Here is a 19201-nt window from a genome sequence, read left to right as displayed (position 1 = left end):
CGGCCGTGACCGTGACGACCGCGGCGGCGACCGTGGCGGCTTCCGCCGCGACGACCGCGGTGGCGACCGCCCCTACGGCGGCGGTGGCGGCGGCTTCCGTCGTGACGACCGCGGCGACCGCCCCTCGGGCGGCGGCTACGGCCGTGACCGCGACGACCGCGGCGGCTACCGCGGCGGCCGGGACGAGCGCGGCGGCGGCCGGGACTACCAGGACGACCGCCGGGGCAACTACGAGCCGGTCAAGCGCCTGCCGATCCCCGAGGACGTCACCGGCTTCGAGATCGACGCGGATGTGCGCCAGGAGCTCAAGAGCCTGCCCAAGACGCTCGCGGACGATGTCGCCCGCAACCTGGTGATGGTCGCCCGGCTGCTCGACGACGAGCCGGAGGAGGCCTACCAGTACTCGCGCGTCGCGCTGCGGCTGGCCTCGCGCGTCGCCGCCGTCCGTGAGGCGGCCGGTTTTGCCTCGTACGTGACCCAGCGCTACTCGGAGGCGCTGACCGAGTTCCGCGCCGCCCGCCGGATGACCGGTCGCGCCGACCTGTGGCCCGTGATGGCCGACTGCGAGCGCGGCCTGGGCCGCCCGGAGAAGGCGCTGGCGATGGCCGGCGAGCCCGAGGTGAAGCAGCTGGACAAGGCCGGCCAGGTCGAGATGCGTCTCGTCGCGGCCGGTGCGCGCGGTGACATGGAGCAGTTCGACGCCGCCGTCGTCACCCTGCAGAGCTCCGAGCTGGCCTCGTCCGCGGTGCACCCGTGGACCGCGCGCCTGCGCTACGCCTACGCCGAGGCGCTGATCGCGGCCGGCCGCGGCGACGAGGCCCGTGACTGGTTCGCCAAGGCCGTCGAGGCGGACACGGACGGCACCACCAACGCCGCCGAGCGCCTCGCCGAGATCGACGGTGTGGAGTTCATCGACGCCCTCGACCCGGAGCTCGCCGAGGAGGAGGCCGAGCAGGCCGCCGAGCCGGCCGCCCGCAAGGGTGGCGAGGCCTCGGACGAGCGGGTCATCTTCGAGGACGAGGAGGACGTCGAGGAGTTCTACGACGAGGACGACCTCGAGATCGACGAGGAGTTCGACGGCGTGGTGCCGGAGCGTTCCGCCGGTCGCGACGACAAGTAGTCGACGACCCCGGCCGCCGGCACCCGCCGGCGGCCGGGGCGCGTCATGAGTGAGGCCCTGCCGCACCCCGGGAGATCCGGAGTGCGGCAGGGCCTCACTGCGTTCGGCGCCGCTACGGCGTCAGCCCAGCTCCAGGTTGCGCAGCACCAGTCCGGTGGCCGGCTTCGGGCCGAAGGAGGTGGACTTGCGGGGCATGGTGACGCCCTGCTCGGCGAGCCGGCGGACCACGCTCTCCCGCACCGGGTGCAGCAGGACGGCCGTGCCGCCGCTGCGGGCGGCCTCGCGCTCGGCGGAGGCGGCGGTGTGCAGGTAGCCGATGTCGTCGGGGCCGTCGGGGACCCGCCAGGTGTGGTCGAGCAGCGTGGCGTGCAGGACGGTGGCGTCCAGGTGGCGCCACTCCTCGGGCTTGTCCTGCGGCACGGTGGCGTCGAGCAGGGCCTCGTCGGGGTCGGTGACGAGGTGGAAGACGCCGTCCCCGCCGGTGAGCAGGAAGCCGCTGCCGCCGTGCCGCTTCTGCTCGGCGAGTGCCTGCAGCGCGCCGTCCAGCGGGCCGGGGACCTCCTTGACCTGCCACTGGCCGCCGAGCCGGGCCAGCGCCTCCTCGACCGGCAGCCGGTAGAGCACCCGGTGGATGGCCCGCACCCGCAGCGGGTAGCGGGCGGTGTCGACCAGCAGCACCAGGCCGCGGTCCCAGGGGCTGCGGGGCAGGTGCCGGTGTTCGCGCTGGAGACGCAGGTACATCTCCCAGCGGTGGTGGCCGTCGGCGATGAGGGCGCGGCAGGTGGCCAGGTCGCGGCCGATCTCGGCGATCTCGGCCGGGTCGGTGACCGCCCACAGCCGGTGGTGGGTGCCGTCGGTGGTGGTCGTGGTGAGCAGCGGCTCGGCGCGGACGGCGCGTTCGATCACGGCGGACGCCCCGCCGCTGCCCCGGTAGGTGAGCAGCAGCGGTTCGAGGTTGGCCCGGGTGGTGCGCATCAGGCCGACCCGGTCGGCGACCGGCCGGGGCATCACGTCCTCGTGCGGGAGGACCACGCCGGCCTCGGTGCCGCTGACGGCGAGGGCGCCGATGAGTCCGCGCTGGAGGACCTCCGCGCTGCCGTTGGCGGCGGGGACGCGCTGCTCGTACACGTAGAGGGCCGGCTCGGGGTCGGCGGCCAGGACGCCTTCGCGCTGCCACTCGCGCAGCAGCCTGGCGGCGTGCCGGTAGCGGGTGTCGCGGTCGGGGCGGTCGCCGGTGTCCTCGGGTTCGGGGCGCGGCAGGATCAGCCGGACCACGTTGTGCGGGTCGGCGGTCTCCAGGTCGAGCCTTCGGCCGGGGTCGACGACGTCGTACGGCGGTGAGGTGACGGCGGCCAGCGCGCCGACCCGGTCGGGGTCGTAGCGGAGGCCGCGGAACGGGGACAGGGACAGGCCTGCGGTGGCGACGTGGCCGGGATTGCCGGGGCCGCCCTGCGGAGACTCCACTCCGCTTTCTGCACTGGGTGTGCTCATTCTGGGCATCGTAACCGGGTACGCGTTGTTCAGAGATCGGAACACCCGTGCCGGTCCGGTGGCCGGGTGTCGTGACCGAGGGCGAGGTTCGGGGTGGACGAGCGCGACGAGCGGGTGGACGACGGCGCTGGTGGGGGTGCGGACGCCGGCGGCGGCGGGATGGCTCCGTCCGGTCAGCAGCAGCGGTCCGGTGAGCCGGAGGGGGACGTCTACGACTGGTTCCGCCGGGGTGCGCGGCTGCTCGCGCAGGGGAACCCGGCGGCGGCCGAGCAGCTGCTGGCCCGGGCGGCCGCGGCCGAGCCGGACTCGCGCAGCATCCGGGAGGCGCTGGCCCGGGCGCAGTTCGACGCGGGGTCCTTCGCGGCGGCGCTGGAGAACTTCCGGACCGTGGCGCTGGCCGATCCGTCGGACGACTACGCTCAGTTCGGGTGGGGTGTGGCGGCGGCCCGGCTGGGCGATTTCGAGACCTCCGCCGAGCATCTGGCGCTGGCCGTGGCGATGCGGCCGGAGAACGACCACTACCGGGCCGCGCTGCGGCAGACCCGCGCGACGCTGGCGGCCCGGGCCGGGGCGTTCGGTCCGCTGCTGCCGGGGGCGCCGGGTTACCTGGAGCCGCCGGCCGGGGCGGAGGGCCCGGCTCCGGGAAGCACGGCGGGCCCGGGAACCACGGCGGGGCCCGAGCCGACCGGTGAGCGGGACCGGCACGACGGCTGAGCCGGTGCGGCGTCCGACAGCCGCGGTTCCGGCCCCGCCCGGACTCCCGACGGACGAGTACGGACGAGTACGCACGAGCAGGACTGACGCGATGAGTGAGGTAGAGCAGGCATGACCGAAACGGCCACCACCGTGCGACGGACCGCCCCGGGCGGCAGCGAGCAGCCGCTGACCGAGGCGTACGACACGGCACTGCTGGACCTCGACGGCGTGGTGTACGCCGGCCCGAACGCGATCGAGTACGCCGTGGAGTCGCTGGACGCGGCCCGCGCCGCCGGGATGCGGCTGGCGTACGTGACCAACAACGCCTCCCGGCCGCCCCGGGTGGTCGCCGAGCACCTGACCGAGCTGGGGGTGCCGGCCGAGCCGGCGGACGTGATCAACTCCGCCCAGGCCGCCGCCCGGGTGCTCGCGGAGAAGCTGCCGGCCGGCGCGAAGGTGCTGGTGGTCGGCGGGCTCGGGCTGGAGGAGGCGCTGGCCGAGCGCGGCCTGGTGGCCGTCCGGACCCTGGCCGAGGAGCCGCTGGCGGTGGTCCAGGGCTTCGACGCCTCGGTGGGGTGGACGCACCTGGCGGAGGCCTCCTACGCGGTGCAGTCCGGGCTGCCGTGGGTGGCGTCCAACACCGATGTGACGGTGCCGACCGCGCGCGGGATCGCGCCGGGCAACGGGATGCTGGTGGCGGCGGTGCGGGCGGCGACCGGGGTGGAGCCGGAGGTGGCGGGGAAGCCGCTGCCGCCGATGCACCGGGAGACGGTGCTGCGGACCGGGGCGAAGCGGCCGCTGGTGGTCGGTGACCGGCTGGACACCGACATCGAGGGCGCGTTCAACGGCGGCGTGGACAGCCTGCTCGTGTTCACCGGGGTGACGACGGCGGCGCAGCTGCTGGCGGCCCCGGCGGAGCACCGGCCGACGTACCTGGCGGCGGACCTGCGGGGTCTGCTGACCGCGCACGCGCCGGTCACGGCCGCGGCGGGCGGCGGGTTCGGCTGCGGAGGCTTCGTCGCGGTGGCGCAGGACGGCGTGCTGCGGCTGGAGGGTGTCGGGGCGGACCGCTGGGACGGTCTGCGGGCGCTGTGCGCGGCGGCCTGGACGGTGCTGGACGCGGACGGCGAGCCGGTGGACGGGCGGAAGGCGCTGGCCGAGCTGGGCTTCTGAGCCCGGTGCCGGTGCCGGTGCCGGTGCCGACGGTCGGTTCGGTCGGTGGCCGGTGGCCGGTGCCGGCGGCCGGGTCAGAGCAGGGTGCGCAGCCGCAGCAGGTCGCGGAAGCCCGCCTCCAGCTTGACCCGGCCGCCGACCCAGGCCGAGGCGAAGTTGAGCCGGCCGCCGACCAGGGCGAGCAGGTCGTCGCTGCTCATGGTGAGCCGGATGTCCGCCTTCGCGGTGGGGCTGCCGGGGTGCTGCTCGACGTCCTGGATGCTCCCGGCCCGCAGCTGCCCGGTGAAGGTCAGGTCGAGGTCGGTGATCCGGCAGCTGAGCGAGCGGTCGAGGCCGGCGGCTGTGCGGACGTCGCCGGTGGCCTTGGCGAGGTTGCGGCTGAGCTGCTCCAGCGCCTCGCGGCACTCCTCGGCGTTGGCCATGGCGGTGGATCCCCTCCTCGAACGGGCCGTCGCGCCCCGGCGGGTGGCGGGGCCGGTCGGCGGCCGACTGCCGGGCCACGGTACCGCAGGAGGGTTTTGGCGGTAGCGTCGTCGGTGGGATGCCCGGATCCGTCCGGGCACCGTGGCGACGGAGCGATGCGCGCAGGCGAATGGGAGGCACCCGGATGCTGCCGAAGACGGTACGAGGAGCGGTGGCGGCCGCGGCCGTACTGGTGGAGGAGGTCGGCAAGCGGGTCGTCGGGACGGCGGCCGGTCTGCTGGAGAAGGGCGGGATCGACGTCACGGAGGTGGAGCGCCGCTTCGGCGGGCAGTTCCCTCCGTCGGCGCAGTCGCTGCAGACGCTCGCCGAGGAGGCGGTGACCGCCGCGCGGGCCGGGGTGGACCTGGCCGTCGGGGTGGCGCGCGGCGAGGTCGAGAAGGTCTTCGAGAAGGTCGGCGACCAGGTGACCAAGGTGGGCGTGGTGCTGGCCTACCTGGAGAGCAAGCTGCGCGAGGTCGAGGACGAGGACGACGAGGAGGGGGCGCGGCCGGAGCAGGCCGGGCCGCCGCCCGCGCCCCGGGCCGGCGGGCTGTTCGAGGACGGCTGGGAGCAGGAGACGCGGGCTTCGGCGGGGGCCGAGCGGATAGTGGTGGACGAGCCGGTGGAGGTCGACCCGCCGGTGCCGCCGAACGGGACGGCGGTCGTGGCGGCGGCCGCGGCGGAGAAGGCAGCGGAGAAGACCCCCGCGAAGAAGGCGGCGGCGCGGAAGCCCGCCGCCGCGAAGAAGGCCGCGCCGGCCGCGAAGAAGGCGGCGGCCAAGAAGACGGCGGTGAAGAAGACCGCCGTCAAGAAGACCTCGACCGCGAAGAACACCGCGGCCGCGAAGAAGCCGGCCGAGGCCGGGGCCGAGCAGCCGCCCGCCAAGCGCACCGCCACCCGCAAGACCACCGTCCGCCGGACCGCCACCACGAAGAAGCCCGATGCCTGAACCGGAGAGCCGGACCGCCCCCGTCCCGGCCCCCGGTGAGCCGCTGCCGCTCGGGGTCGAGCTCACGCCCACCGGGCACCCGGCGGTGGACGCCGGGCTGGCCCGGCTGGCGGCGCTGGACGGGGTGCCGACCGACGCACACGTCGCGGTGTACGAAGATGTCCATCAGCGGCTCGCCGACACGCTGGCCGCGCTCGACCGGGACTGACCCGGGCGAGCGGGAACCACCGTAGGAGCTGAAACACCAGTGGCAGTGGCACGACGCCGACTCGACGCGGAGCTGGTCCGCCGCAAGCTGGCCCGGTCGCGGGAGCACGCCTCGGAGCTGATCGCGGCCGGCCGGGTGACCGTCGGCGGGGCCACCGCGACCAAGCCGGCCACCCAGGTGGAGACCTCGGCGGCGGTGGTGGTGGCCAAGGACGACAACGATCCCGACTACGTGTCGCGCGGCGGCCACAAGCTCGCCGGGGCGTTCGCGGCGTTCGTGCCGCAGGGCCTGGTCGTCGAGGGCCGCCGGGCGCTGGACGCGGGCGCGTCCACCGGCGGGTTCACCGATGTGCTGCTGCGGGCGGGCGCCGCCGGCGTGCTGGCGGTGGACGTCGGCTACGGGCAGCTGGCCTGGTCGCTGCAGAGCGACGACCGGGTGACCGTGATGGACCGCACCAACGTCCGGGAGCTGACCCCGGAGATGATCGGCGGCACCCCGGTCGACCTGGTGGTGGGCGACCTGTCCTTCATCTCGCTGGGCCTGGTGCTGCCCGCGCTGGCCGGCTGCGCCGCCCCGGACGCGGACCTGGTGCTGATGGTCAAGCCGCAGTTCGAGATCGGCAAGGAGCGCCTCGGCAGCGGCGGGGTGGTGCGCAGCCCGCAGTTGCGCGCCGAGATGGTGCGCCAGGTGGCCGACCAGGCGTGGCAGCTCGGGCTGGGCGTGCGGGCGGTCACCGCGAGCCCGCTGCCGGGGCCGTCGGGCAATGTCGAGTACTTCCTCTGGATGCGCCGGGACGCACCGCAGCTGGACCCCGCGGAGGCGGACCGGGCTGTCGCCGAAGGCCCCCGATAGGGTGCTCTGCGGACGTCCGGTCCGTCATGCTGGGTGGCGCGGCCGTACCGGGCCGACGACGACCCGGCCGGCGTAGGGAGAGGGCAGCGGGCATGAGTGATGAACGTACGGTCTTCCTGATCGCGCACACGGGCCGCGAGGCGGCGCTGCGCAGTGTCGAGGGACTGGTGCACGGCCTGCTGAAGGCGGGGATCCGGATCAGACTGCTGGCTGCCGAGGCGGTCGACCTGGACCTGCCGGACGGCGTGGAGACGGTGGCCGGGGGGCCGGGCGCGGCCGACGGCTGCGAGCTGATCCTGGTCGCCGGCGGGGACGGGACCCTGCTGCGCGGGGCGGAGTTGGCGCGCGAGCACGGGCTGCCGATGCTCGGCATCAACCTGGGCCGGGTCGGTTTCCTGGCCGAGGCGGAGCGGGACGATCTGGCGGTGGTGGTCGAGCGGGTGGTCGACGCCGACTACGAGGTCGAGGAGCGGATGACCCTCGATGTGATCGTCCGCACCAACGGTGACGAGGTGCACCACGACTGGGCGCTGAACGAGGCCTCGATCGAGAAGGCCTCCAGGGAGCGGATGCTCGAGGTGGTGACCGAGGTGGACGGCCGTCCGGTCTCCAACTTCGGCTGCGACGGCGTGGTGTGCGCGACGCCGACCGGTTCGACGGCGTACGCGTTCTCCGGCGGCGGGCCGGTGGTCTGGCCCGAGGTGGAGGCCCTGCTGATGGTGCCGATCAGCGCGCACGCGCTGTTCGCCCGGCCGCTGGTGGCCTCGCCGGACTCGGTGCTGGCGGTGGAGGTGCAGCCGAAGACCCCGCACGGCGTGCTGTGGTGCGACGGCCGGCGCTCGGTCGAACTGCCCGCCGGGGCGCGGGTGGAGGTGCGCCGGGGGCAGACGCCGGTGCGGCTGGCCAGGCTGCACCGGGCGCCGTTCACGGACCGGCTGGTGGCCAAGTTCGCGCTGCCGGTGACCGGTTGGCGCGGCCGGGCGGACACCGCCTGAGTCTCGCGGTCCCGGCGGACCGGGCGGACCGGGTGACTCGGCGTCGCCCGGTCCGCCCGGTCCGCCCGGTCCACCGGTTCGTGCGGTCCGTCCGCTCCCGCTCCGTCAGACCGCGAGCGGCTGGTTGTCGTCGGTGCCCCGCCACCCGCCGTCGTCCTCGGCGCGGGCGGCGGCCTCCGCCAGCCGGCGGACCGCGGCCGGCACGGCCGGGGCGGGCACGGTGAGCGGGATCCGGATGTGGTGCTCGAACGCGCCGTCGGAGCCGAACCGGTTGCCGGCCGCGAGCCGGACCCCGGAGCGCTCGCCGGCCCGGGCCAGTGCGGTGCCCGACACCCCGCCGGTGGCGACCCAGAACGACAGCCCGCCCGGCGGCACGGCGAAGCGCCAGTGCGGCAGCTGCTCGCGCAGGGCGGTGGTGAGTGCCTCGGCGGTGTCCCGCAGCCGGGTCAGTTGGTGGGCGCGGACGGCCGGGAGGTCCTCGGCCAGCAGTTCGGCGGCGATCAGCTGGTCCAGCACGGGGGCGCCGACGTCGCTGTAGACCCGGGTGGTGGCCAGCCGGCGGACCAGCGCGGGGGCGGCGCGCACCCAGCCGATCCGCAGGCCGCCCCAGAGCAGCTTCCCGGCCGAGCCGACGGTGACCACCTGGGCGGCGCGGTCCAGCGCGGCGGTCGGGCGGGGGAGCGGTACGTCCGCGGGCACGCCCCAGCCGAGTTCCGCGGTGGTCTCGTCGACCAGCACCACGGCGCCGGCGGACCGGGCGGCGGCGAGCAGTGCGCGCCGCTGCTCCTCGTCGATCAGCGCGCCGGTGGGGTTGTGGAAGTCGGGGATCACATAGACGGCCTTCGGCGCGGCCCCGCCCAGCACCCGTCGCCACTCGGCGAGGTCCCAGCGCGGCCCGCCCCCGCGGCCCGGCGCGGGGGATGCGTCGAGCAGCGGGACGGGGACCGGCCGGGCCTCGCTGAGCCGCAGCGCCTGGAGGGTGTGGGCGTAGCTGGGGGCCTCGACGGCGACCCGGTCGCCCCGGCCGAGCAGGGCCTGCCGGACCAGGTGCAGGGCGCCCATCGCGCCGATGGTGATCAGGATCTGGTCCGGGGTGGTCGGCAGTCCGCGCTCGGTGAAGCGGCGGGCCACGGCCTCGCGCAGCACCGGGACGCCGGTCGGGTAGTGGCCGTGCCCGGCGGCGTAGGCGGGCAGCTGGTCGACGGCGCGGGCGGCGGCCGCGGAGAGGAAGGGCTGCGGGGCGGGGAGCGCGGCGACGCCGAGGTCCAGGATGTTGCCCTGCTCGTCCGGCGGGACGGGGTGCAGGGCGTCGCTGGGCGGGGCGGAGCCCTCGGGCAGGGCGGTCCAGCTGCCGGCGCCGCGGCGGCTGTGCAGGTAGCCCTCGGCCCGCAGGGCCTCGTAGGCGGTGGCGACGGTGGTGCGGCTGAGTCCGAGGGCCAGGGCGAGTTCGCGTTCGGCGGGCAGCCGGGCGCCGACCGGCAGCCGGCCCTCGGAGACCAGCAGCCGGATCCGGGCGGCCAGCGCGCGGTAGGCGGGGCGGCGGGCGGCGCCGGGCGGTTCGGGCAGTCGGGCGGTGGCGAGCAGCCGGGCGAGCGCCGGGGGAGCGACGGTGGTCTGCCAGTCGGCCAAGGTAATCAGTCCACTTGCTCGTGATTGGCCCTGTCGTGGGCCGTATTGGCTTGGCCATCATGGCAGGGCGGCCGTCGAGACCGCCACCGTCGGGCCGGTCCGCCGGCGGTGCAGCACCACCTGTCCGGAGAATCCATGGCCACCACGAGCGCCCTCCCGTCCCCGTCGCCGTCCGAGTGCCCGTCCGGGCCCGCCTCGCCGTCCCCCGCCGCCGGTGCGGCCCCCGTCGCCGGTGCGACCGTCGCCCGGCCCGGTCCGCTGCTGCGGGTGCTGGGCGACACCCACGCCCTCGGCCGCCGCCTGCCGCAGCTGGTGGTCGGCCTGGCCCTCTACGGCGGCAGCATGGGCCTGATGCTCCGCTCCGGCCTCGGGCTCGACCCCTGGGACGTGTTCCACCAGGGCCTCCAGGGCAGCTTCGGCCTCTCGGTGGGTGCCTGGGTCACCATCTGCGGCGCCCTGGTGCTGCTGCTGTGGATCCCGCTGCGTCAGCTGCCCGGGGTCGGCACGGTCGCCAACGTGCTGCTGATCGGCGCCGCGATGGACCTCACCCTGCGCTTCGTCGGCACCCCGGGGGCGCTCCCGGTCCGGATCGCGCTGATGGTCACCGCGATCGTGCTCAACGGCGTGGCCACCGGGCTCTACATCGGCGCCCGGCTGGGCCCGGGGCCGCGGGACGGGCTGATGACCGGGCTGCACCGGCGCACCGGGGGCTCGCTGCGGCTGATCCGCACGGGCATCGAGCTGGTCGTGCTGGCGGTGGGCGTCCTGCTCGGCGGCACGGCCGGGGTCGGCACCGTCGCGTACGCGCTGGCGATCGGCCCGCTCGCGCAGTTCTTCCTGCCCTGGTTCACCGTGCCCACCGCCGAGCAGGCCGGAAGGGCCGGAAAGGCCGGAAAGCGCGGTCCCGGCGCGTAACGGGTCGCCCGGACCGTCCCGGGGCGGGTCCGCGAGTGGGGCGGGCACGGAGGAACGGTCCGGATCCCGGCGCGGCGGGTCCGGAAACGCCCGGAACGGATGAACTTGGGGGCACGGAGTTGCCGCGCGGCGTTGCCGCTCGTCGCGCGGCGGGTGCGGAACCTCGTAAGGTCGTCTCCGTGTTGGACGAGATGCGGATACGGGATCTCGGGGTCATCGACGACGCGGTCGTCGAACTGGCCCCCGGCTTCACAGCGGTGACCGGGGAGACCGGAGCCGGCAAGACCATGGTGGTGACCAGCCTCGGCCTGCTGCTCGGCGGCCGGGCCGACCCGGGCCTGGTGCGCAACGGCAGCGAGCGCGCGGTCGTCGAGGGCCGCCTCCAACTTCCACCCGGCTCGCCGGTGGCCGCCCGCGCGGTCGAGGCCGGTGCCGAGCTCGACGACGGCGCGCTGCTGATCAGCCGGACCGTCTCCGCCGAGGGCCGCTCCCGCGCCCACGTCGGCGGCCGGTCCGTCCCGGTCGGCCTGCTCGCCGAGCTCGGCGAGGACCTCGTCGCCGTGCACGGCCAGACCGACCAGCAGCGGCTGCTGCGCCCGGCCCGCCAGCGCGGCGCCCTGGACCGCTACGCGGGCGGGTCGGTCGCCGAGCCGCTGGCCCGCTACCGCGAGGTCTACCGCCGGCTGCGCGAGGTCTCCTCGACGCTGGAGGAGCTGACCACCCGGGCCCGCGAGCGGGCCCAGGAGGCGGACCTGCTGCGGTTCGGCCTCGACGAGGTCGCCGCCGCCGAACCGGTGGCCGGCGAGGACGAGGGGCTGTCCGCCGAGGCCGAGCGGCTCGGCCACGCCGACGCGCTCTCCTCCGCCGCGACCCTCGCCCACGCCGCCCTGGCCGGCGACCCGGCCGACCCGGAGGCGCTGGACGCGGGCACCCTGCTCGCCCAGTCCCGCCGCGCGCTGGACGCCGTCCGCCACCACGACGAGCGGCTCGCCGCCCTCGCCGACCGGCTCAACGAGGTCGGCTACCTGCTCGCCGACGTGGCCGGCGACCTGGCCGGCTACGCCGACGACCTGGACGCCGACCCGGTCCGCCTGGCCGCCGTCGAGGACCGCCGGGCCGTGCTCTCCCAGCTGCTGCGCAAGTACGGCGGCCCGGAGAACTCGCTGGCCGAGGTGATCGCCTGGGCCGAGGCCGGCTCCGCCCGGCTCTCCGAGCTCGACGGCGACGACGAGCGGATCGACGAGCTCGGCGCCCGCGAGACCGCGCTGCGCGGCGAGCTGGCCGAGCTCGCGGCCGAGGTCTCGGCCGCCCGGCAGGCAGCCGCCGGGCGCTTCGCGGCGGCCGTCTCCGCCGAGCTCGCCGAACTGGCCATGCCGCACGCCCGGGTCACCTTCGCGATCAGCCAGGTCGACGACCTGTCCGGGATCGAGATCGAGGGCCGGACGGTCGCCTACGGGCCGCACGGCGTGGACGAGGTCGAGGTGCTGCTGGCCCCGCACCCCGGCGCCCAGCCCCGGCCGATCGCCAAGGGCGCCTCCGGCGGCGAACTGTCCCGGGTGATGCTCGCCGTCGAGGTGGTCTTCGCCGGCGCCGACCCCGTCCCCACCTATCTGTTCGACGAGGTGGACGCGGGCGTCGGCGGCAAGGCGGCGGTCGAGATCGGCCGCCGGCTCGCCAAGCTCGCCGAGAGCGCCCAGGTCGTGGTGGTCACCCACCTGCCGCAGGTGGCGGCCTTCGCCGACCGCCACCTGGTGGTCGAGAAGACCAACGACGGCACCGTGACCCGCAGCGGCGTCAAGGTTCTGACCGACGAGGAGCGGGTCCGCGAGCTCTCCCGGATGCTGGCCGGCCTGGAGGACTCCGAGCTCGGCCGGGCGCACGCGGAGGAGTTGCTCGCCGCGGCCCGGACCCCCCGCCACCGCTGAACCCGGGCGGCCCTCACGGACCGGCCACGACGCGCCCCGCCGGGGGCGCCGACTGTCCAAGAGGGCCGCCGACCTGGCATGGTGGCGGCTGGACACTGGCCCTTCCTGTCCCGAGCGCCGCCGGCGGGCAACCCCCGCCCGGGGCGCGCGTAGCTGATCGAGTCGGATGCGAGACGACGTGGACCATTCCGCCGCCCGGGCAGCCGCGGCCACCCCCGAACCGGGGCAGCTGCAGGTGGTGCTCGTCCTGGCCGCCAGTAGCGGCGGCATCGGTGCGCATGTGCGCTCCCTGGCACAGGGTCTGGTCGCGCACGGAGTGACCGTCACGGTGTGCGCCCCCGCCGGCGCGGACGCGCTGTACGGCTTCTCCCGCACCGGTGCGCGGTTCCACCTGGTCGACATCACCCCGACCGCGGGCGCCCGCAGCGACGCCACCGCGATCGGCGAGCTGCGCCGTGCCTTCACCGGCGCCGACGTGGTGCACGCCCACGGCCTGCGCGCGGGGCTGCTGTCCGACCTCGCGCTGCGCACCGCCGGCCGCTTCCCGGGCCTGCGCCCGGAGACGCCGCTGGTGGTCACCTCGCACCACGCGCTGGACGCCACCGGCATGGAGCGCCGCCTCCAGCGGCTGATGGAGCGCCGGGTGGCGCGCGCCGCCGACCTCGTCCTCGGCGCCTCCTCCGACCTGGTCGCCCGGGCCCGCGAACTCGGCGCCACCGACGCCCGGCTGGGCCCGGTCGCGGCCCCGCCGATGCCCGAGGCCCGGCTGCCCCGGGACGGCGCCAGGGCGGCGCTGCTCGACGGCGGCCCGGACCGCCCGCTGGTCCTCGCGGTGGGCCGGCTCGTCCCGCAGAAGGCCTTCGGACTGCTGCTGGACGCGGCCCGCGACCTGGCCGCGCTGACGCCCGAACCGCTGCTGCTGCTGGCCGGGGACGGCCCGGAGGCCGCCGGACTGCGCGAGCGGGTGGCCGCCGAGAAGCTGCCGGTGCGGCTGCTCGGCTACCGCACCGATGTGTCCGACCTGCTGGCCGCCGCCGACGTGCTGGTGCTCCCCAGCCGCTGGGAGGCCCGGTCGCTGGTGGTGCAGGAGGCGATGCGGGCCGGCGTGCCGGTGGTCGCCACCGCCGTCGGCGGCATCCCCGAGCTGGTCGGCGACGCCGCCGTACTGGTCCCGCCCGGTGACGCGGCGGCCCTCGGCCGGGCGGTGCGGGAGCTGCTGGCCGACCCGGAGCGCCGCCGCCGCCTGGTGGCGGCCGGCCGGCAGCAGGCGGAGACCTGGCCGGACGAGGCCGCCACCGTCGCCCAGGTGCTCAGCACCTACGACGAGCTGGTGCAGCGCAACGGGTGAGCGCGACGGTGGCGGCGGGTCAGACGGTGGCCTGCTCGCCGGCCCGGTCGGCGGCCGGGCCGTCCGGCTGGGCCGACAGGTAGGCGCCGCCGCAGGCGGTGAGCCGCAGCGCGGTGTCGATCAGCGGGACGTGGCTGAAGGCCTGCGGGAAGTTGCCGACCTGGCGCTTGAGCCGCGGGTCCCACTCCTCGGCGAGCAGCCCGAGGTCGTTGCGCAGCGACAGCAGCCGGTCGAACAGCTCCCGTGCCTCCTGCACCCGGCCGATCATGGCGAGGTCGTCGGCCAGCCAGAACGAGCAGGCCAGGAAGGCGCCCTCGTGGCCGGACAGGCCGTCGACGTTGTTGCCGCTCTCGTCGTGGGTCGGGTAGCGCAGCACGAAGCCGTCCTCGGTGGACAGCTCGCGCTGGATCGCCTCGATGGTGCCGATCACCCGCTTGTCGTCCGGCGGCAGGAAGCCGACCTGCGGGATGAGCAGCAGCGAGGCGTCCAGCTCCTTGCCGCCGTAGTACTGGGTGAAGGTGTTGCGGCCGGGGTCGTAGCCCCGCTCGCAGACGTCCCGGTGGATGGTGTCGCGCAGCTCGCGCCAGCGCTCCAGCTGGCCGCCGGCCGGGGCGTCCTCGGGGGTCTGCTCCAGCAGCTTGATGGTGCGGTCCACCGCCACCCAGGCCATCACCTTGGAGTGGACGAAGTGCCGGCGCGGCCCGCGCACCTCCCAGATGCCCTCGTCCGGCTCGGTCCAGTGGTCCTCCAGGTACTCGATCAGCCGCAGCTGGAGGTGGTGGGCGTGGTCGTTGCGGACCAGGCCGGTCATGTGGGCCAGGTGCAGCGCCTCGACGACCTCGCCGTAGACGTCCAGCTGGAGCTGGCCGGCCGCGCCGTTGCCGACCCGGACCGGCTGTGAGCCCTCGTAGCCGGGCAGCCAGTCGAGCGCGGACTCGGTGAGCTCGCGCTCGCCGGCGATGCCGTACATGATCTGGAGGTTCTCCGGGTCGCCCGCGACCGCGCGCAGCAGCCACTCGCGCCAGGCCTTGGCCTCGTCGCGGTAGCCGGTGCGGAGCAGGGAGGAGAGGGTGATCGCGGCGTCCCTGAGCCAGGTGTAGCGGTAGTCCCAGTTGCGCTCGCCGCCGATGTCCTCGGGCAGCGAGGTGGTGGGGGCGGCCACGATCCCGCCGGTGGGGGCGTAGGTGAGGCCCTTGAGGGTGATCAGCGAGCGGACCACGGCCTCCCGGTAGGGCCCCTGGTAGGTGCACTGGCCGACCCACTCGTGCCAGAAGTCGGCGGTGGCCTCGAGCAGGCCCTCGGCGTCCGGCGGGGTCGGCTGCTCCAGGTGGGAGGCCTGCCAGGTGAGCGCGAAGGCGATCCGCTCACCGGCCCGGACGGTGAAGTCCGCGTAGGTGGTGAGGTTGCGCCCGTAGGTGTCGGCCTCGCCGTCCAGCCAGACCGAGTCCGGCCCGGCCACGGCGACGGTGCGGTGGCCGCCGTCGGGCTGCTCCACCCGGTGCACCCAGGGGACGACCCGGCCGTAGCTGAAGCGCATCCGCAGGGCGGAGCGCATCCGCACGGTGCCGGCCACGCCCTCGACGATCCGGATCACCTGCGGCACGGCGTCCTTCCCGGCCAGCGGGCGGGGCGGCATGAAGTCGATCACCCGGACGGTGCCGCCCTGGGAGTCCCACTCCTGTTCCAGGATCAGCGAGTCGCCCCGGTAGCGGCGGCGGTCGGCGGGCACGGCGGGGGCGGCCGCGGTGGGCGGCGGGACCCTCAGGTCGGCGGTGTCGGCGAGCCGCAGCCGTGCGGCCGGGGGGCCGGCCGGTTCGGCGGCGGGCGCGGTGGCCGGGTGCGGCAGTGCGGTGGCCACCGCCTCGGCGGGGCCGATCCGCCAGAAGCCGTGTTCGTCGGTGCCGAGCAGGCCGGCGAACACCGCCGGCGAGTCGAACCGGGGCAGGCAGAGCCAGTCCACCGCTCCGTCCCTGCTGACGAGGGCGGCGGTCTGCATGTCCCCGATGAGTGCGTAGTCCTCGATACGGCCGGCCACGTGATCTCCAGTTCGCAATGTGGTCACGACGCATCGGCGATCCGAGGGAGAGCCAGCGGGACCGCGGACCGGGGGCCACCCCGGGACGTCCGGCCCTCCGTGGGGTGGTGGCGGGCCTTGCCGGAGCATCCGCGAGGGCTCGGTCGAGCCTCTGGGTGGGTGGGAGGAGCGGCACTACGGGGAGGTCCGGTCGCGCATCGGGGACCGAGAGGTTCCTGACCCTCCCACGCCCTCCGCGTGCTCATGTTGTCGGCGATGCGTCCGAGCAGCTTACGACGGACGAAAGGGGCGAAGCACGCGGGCGCAGCGCGATGTGGCGCCGCATTTCGGCGGAAATACCGCGCATTGCGAGAGCGGCCGTCAGGATGGCTCGGAAGGATCAGCTCCGGATGGCACGAAGTGGGGATCCGGTGATGGCCCGGCCGAGGGCTCCGGACCGCCGCCGGGTGGCCCGGTCGGGCGGGTGGTGCAACGGATGTGACGGTTGCGCCGGATGGTGCGCCGGTGGTGCGCCTGGCGTGCGCCCCGGGAGCGCCCCCGCGGTTCCCCGACCGGAAACCGGGGCCCCGAGGCCCTCCGACGGCGGGCCGGAACGCGTCCGGGCCGGGTCACTGATACCCTGGTATCCCGTGGACCGGTGGGATCAAACGCCCCGGACCGGCCGAACCGACGACCCTCAGGGCCCCGTGCGCAGCACCGCCCTCCCCCGTCGCGACGGCGAGCCGCGAGCCTCCCACCACGTCACCTTCGACACGCGACCCACGGGAGCCCCCTCTTGGCACAGCCCCATTCCGGCAAGGCATCGAACGGCCGCGCCGTGACGACCAAGCACCTCTTCGTCACCGGGGGTGTCGCCTCGTCGCTCGGCAAGGGCCTCACCGCCTCCAGCCTCGGTGCCCTGCTCAAGGCCCGCGGCCTGCGCGTGACGATGCAGAAGCTCGACCCGTACCTCAACGTGGACCCGGGCACCATGAACCCGTTCCAGCACGGTGAGGTCTTCGTCACCGACGACGGCGCCGAGACCGACCTCGACATCGGCCACTACGAGCGGTTCCTCGACACGAACCTGCACGGCTCGGCCAACGTCACCACCGGCCAGGTGTACTCGACCGTCATCGCCAAGGAGCGCCGCGGCGAGTACCTGGGCGACACCGTCCAGGTCATCCCGCACATCACCAACGAGATCAAGTCCCGGATCCGCCGGATGGCGACCGAGGACGTGGACGTGGTGATCACCGAGGTCGGCGGCACCGTCGGCGACATCGAGTCGCTGCCGTTCCTGGAGGCCGTCCGCCAGGTCCGCCACGAGGTCGGCCGGGACAACGTCTTCTTCGTGCACGTCTCCCTGCTCCCCTACATCGGCCCCTCGGGCGAGCTGAAGACCAAGCCGACCCAGCACTCCGTCGCCGCGCTGCGCAACATCGGCATCCAGCCCGACGCCATCGTGCTGCGCGCCGACCGCGAGGTCCCGCAGGCCATCAAGCGCAAGATCTCGCTGATGTGCGACGTCGACGAGGAGGCCGTGGTCGCGGCCATCGACGCCAAGTCGATCTACGACATCCCCAAGGTGCTGCACGGCGAGGGCCTGGACGCCTACGTCGTCCGCCGCCTGGACCTGCCGTTCCGCGACGTGGACTGGACCACCTGGGACGACCTGCTGCGCCGCGTCCACGAGCCGCAGCACATCGTCAAGGTCGCCCTGGTCGGCAAGTACATCGACCTCCCGGACGCCTACCTGTCGGTGACCGAGGCGCTGCGCGCCGGCGGCTTCGCCAACAACGCCCGGGTCGAGATCAAGTGGGTCACCTCGGACGACTGCGAGACCCCCGAGGGCGCCCGCGAGCAGCTCGGCGACGTGGACGCGATCTGCATCCCCGGCGGCTTCGGCGACCGCGGCGTCAACGGCAAGGTCGGCGCGATCACCTTCGCCCGCGAGAACAAGGTCCCGCTGCTCGGCCTGTGCCTGGGCCTGCAGTGCGTTGTCATTGAGGCCGCCCGCAACCTGGCCGGCCTGCCCGAGGCCAACTCGACCGAGTTCGACGCCGCCGCCAAGCACCCGGTCGTCTCCACCATGGCCGAGCAGCTGGCCATCGTCGACGGCAAGGGCGACCTGGGCGGCACCATGCGCCTGGGCCTCTACCCGGCCAAGCTCGCCGAGGGCTCGATCGTCCGCGAGGTCTACGCGGGCGAGCAGTACGTCGAGGAGCGCCACCGCCACCGCTACGAGGTCAACAACGCCTACCGCGCGGACCTGGAGAAGACCGGCCTGCAGTTCTCCGGCCTCTCCCCGAAGGGCGACCTGGTCGAGTACGTCGAGTACCCGCGCGAGGTGCACCCCTACCTGGTGGCCACCCAGGCCCACCCGGAGCTGAAGTCCCGGCCGACCCGCCCGCACCCGCTGTTCGCGGGTCTGGTCAAGGCCGCGATCGAGATCAAGACGGCGCCGGCCGACGCCCAGTAGTCCCGGTCCGTTCCCCGGACGGCGGTCCCGCGATTCCTGCGGGGCCGCCGTTCGGCGTTAGATTGTGTCGTACTGACGAAAAGGGGAGAGCGTGATGGACGACCGCAGCACGGCCGAAGTCGCCGACGTGGCGGAGGAGTGGGAGATCCGGGGGAGCACCACCCCCTTCCAAGGCCGGGTCACCGGGGTGCGCACCGAGGAGGTCCTGATGCCCGACGGCAGCTGGGCCCGCCGCGACTACCAGACCCACCCCGGGTCGGTCTCCGTCCTCGCCCTGGACGAGCGGCAGCGGGTGCTGATCCTGCGCCAGTACCGCCACCCCGTCCGCCAGCGCCTCTGGGAGCTGCCCGCCGGACTGCTCGACGTGCCCGGCGAGAACCCGCTGCACGCCGCCCAGCGCGAGCTGTACGAGGAGGCGCACTGCAAGGCCGGCGAATGGCGGGTGCTGGTCGACTTCTACACCTCGCCCGGCGGCACCGACGAGGCCCTGCGGCTCTTCCTCGCCACCGACCTGTCCGAGGCCGAGGGGGAGCGGTACGAGGCGCACGGGGAGGAACTGGAGCTGGAGTCCGCCCGGGTGCCGGTCGAGGAGCTCGTCCGGCTGATCCACGCCGGCGAGCTGCACAACCCGACCCTGATCACCGGGACCCTGGCGCTGTACGCGGCGCTGCACGGGCCCGGAGGGCTGGACGCGCTGCGGGCGGCGGACTCGCCGTGGCCCGCCAGGCCCTTTTAATTGGGCTCGGCTCGCCTCCGGGGCGCTTCCGTCCGGTGCCGACGGTCGTTGCTCCCTCGCTCCTGCGTCGCTCCCTCGCGCTCTCCCTTTCGGCACCGGCGCGCCCCTTCGGCTCGCTCGCGGTAGTGCCTGGCGGGGGTCACGGCGGGTGGGTGGGGGCTTGGGGCGCGGGGTTCGGTGACCGGTCGGCGTGCCCCTTCGGCTCG

General features: G+C 75.1%; 16 protein-coding genes. 12 read left to right on the top strand and 4 right to left on the bottom strand.

The window, feature by feature from the left end; all coding sequences use genetic code 11:
* Window positions 1-247 precede the first annotated feature (247 nt).
* Window positions 248-1120: a tetratricopeptide repeat protein gene (locus BI06_RS41250; protein ID WP_051742952.1), complete on the top strand. Its 873-nt coding sequence runs from the start codon at window positions 248-250 to the stop codon at window positions 1118-1120.
* Between the two features lie 120 nt (window positions 1121-1240).
* On the opposite strand, the gene BI06_RS41245 is transcribed toward BI06_RS41250, so the two are convergent.
* Window positions 1241-2611 (bottom strand): DUF1015 family protein, encoded by a 1371-nt coding sequence (locus tag BI06_RS41245; protein ID WP_030396080.1) that lies wholly within the window; start codon window positions 2609-2611, stop codon window positions 1241-1243.
* 93 nt (window positions 2612-2704) lie between these two features.
* Between BI06_RS41245 and BI06_RS41240 the strand changes: the two genes are divergently transcribed.
* On the top strand, window positions 2705-3325 hold the full coding sequence (locus BI06_RS41240; RefSeq protein WP_233290516.1) for a tetratricopeptide repeat protein: 621 nt from the start codon (window positions 2705-2707) through the stop codon (window positions 3323-3325).
* Window positions 3326-3436: 111 nt separating this feature from the next.
* Window positions 3437-4480: an HAD-IIA family hydrolase gene (locus BI06_RS41235; RefSeq protein WP_043477251.1), complete on the top strand. Its 1044-nt coding sequence runs from the start codon at window positions 3437-3439 to the stop codon at window positions 4478-4480.
* Window positions 4481-4554: 74 nt separating this feature from the next.
* Here the strand turns inward: BI06_RS41235 and BI06_RS41230 are convergent, their stop codons facing one another.
* Window positions 4555-4902, bottom strand: coding sequence for an SCP2 sterol-binding domain-containing protein (locus tag BI06_RS41230; protein ID WP_030396083.1), 348 nt, complete (start codon window positions 4900-4902; stop codon window positions 4555-4557).
* A 185-nt stretch (window positions 4903-5087) separates the two neighbouring features.
* Here BI06_RS41230 and BI06_RS55310 point away from each other — a divergent pair, with 185 nt between their 5' ends.
* From BI06_RS55310 to BI06_RS41210, 4 genes are all read left to right on the top strand, one after another.
* A complete protein-coding gene (locus BI06_RS55310; protein WP_158516530.1) occupies window positions 5088-5891 on the top strand; it encodes a hypothetical protein in 804 nt (267 codons plus the stop codon).
* A complete protein-coding gene (locus BI06_RS41220; protein WP_030396085.1) occupies window positions 5884-6099 on the top strand; it encodes a hypothetical protein in 216 nt (71 codons plus the stop codon). The genes BI06_RS55310 and BI06_RS41220 overlap by 8 nt, the downstream gene beginning before the upstream one ends.
* Window positions 6100-6144: 45 nt before the next feature.
* Window positions 6145-6951 (top strand): TlyA family RNA methyltransferase, encoded by an 807-nt coding sequence (locus BI06_RS41215; protein ID WP_030396086.1) that lies wholly within the window; start codon window positions 6145-6147, stop codon window positions 6949-6951.
* Window positions 6952-7043: 92 nt separating this feature from the next.
* The gene (locus BI06_RS41210) at window positions 7044-7946 is read left to right on the top strand and encodes an NAD kinase (protein WP_030396087.1); all 903 of its coding nucleotides are present in this window, start codon (window positions 7044-7046) and stop codon (window positions 7944-7946) included.
* 105 nt (window positions 7947-8051) lie between these two features.
* Here the strand turns inward: BI06_RS41210 and BI06_RS41205 are convergent, their stop codons facing one another.
* A complete protein-coding gene (locus tag BI06_RS41205; RefSeq protein WP_030396088.1) occupies window positions 8052-9575 on the bottom strand; it encodes a PLP-dependent aminotransferase family protein in 1524 nt (507 codons plus the stop codon).
* A gap of 135 nt (window positions 9576-9710) precedes the next feature.
* On the opposite strand from BI06_RS41205, the gene BI06_RS41200 reads away from it, so the two are divergent.
* The 3 genes from BI06_RS41200 to BI06_RS41190 all read left to right on the top strand — a co-directional run bounded on the left by BI06_RS41200 (window position 9711) and on the right by BI06_RS41190 (window position 13763).
* Complete coding sequence (locus BI06_RS41200; RefSeq protein ID WP_233290515.1) at window positions 9711-10490, top strand: YitT family protein; 780 nt, start codon at window positions 9711-9713, stop codon at window positions 10488-10490.
* A 191-nt stretch (window positions 10491-10681) separates the two neighbouring features.
* On the top strand, window positions 10682-12415 hold the full coding sequence (gene recN, locus BI06_RS41195; protein ID WP_030396090.1) for a DNA repair protein RecN: 1734 nt from the start codon (window positions 10682-10684) through the stop codon (window positions 12413-12415).
* Window positions 12416-12581: 166 nt separating this feature from the next.
* Window positions 12582-13763, top strand: a complete 1182-nt coding sequence (locus BI06_RS41190) for a glycosyltransferase family 4 protein (protein ID WP_051742906.1) — start codon at window positions 12582-12584, stop codon at window positions 13761-13763.
* Between the two features lie 19 nt (window positions 13764-13782).
* On the opposite strand, the gene BI06_RS41185 is transcribed toward BI06_RS41190, so the two are convergent.
* Window positions 13783-15798 carry a glycoside hydrolase family 15 protein gene (locus BI06_RS41185; protein ID WP_051742905.1) on the bottom strand — a complete coding sequence of 672 codons (2016 nt, stop codon included), beginning with the start codon at window positions 15796-15798 and terminating at the stop codon, window positions 13783-13785.
* Window positions 15799-16615: 817 nt separating this feature from the next.
* Here BI06_RS41185 and BI06_RS41180 point away from each other — a divergent pair.
* The gene (locus BI06_RS41180) at window positions 16616-18259 is read left to right on the top strand and encodes a CTP synthase (RefSeq protein ID WP_030396093.1); all 1644 of its coding nucleotides are present in this window, start codon (window positions 16616-16618) and stop codon (window positions 18257-18259) included.
* Window positions 18260-18353: 94 nt separating this feature from the next.
* Window positions 18354-18995, top strand: coding sequence for an NUDIX hydrolase (locus tag BI06_RS41175; RefSeq protein ID WP_030396094.1), 642 nt, complete (start codon window positions 18354-18356; stop codon window positions 18993-18995).
* The last annotated feature ends 206 nt before the right edge of the window (window positions 18996-19201 follow it).

Source organism: Kitasatospora sp. MBT66 (assembly GCF_000710405.2).
Classification (GTDB): domain Bacteria; phylum Actinomycetota; class Actinomycetes; order Streptomycetales; family Streptomycetaceae; genus Kitasatospora; species Kitasatospora purpeofusca.
This window is presented reverse-complemented; position numbering and strand designations above follow the sequence as displayed.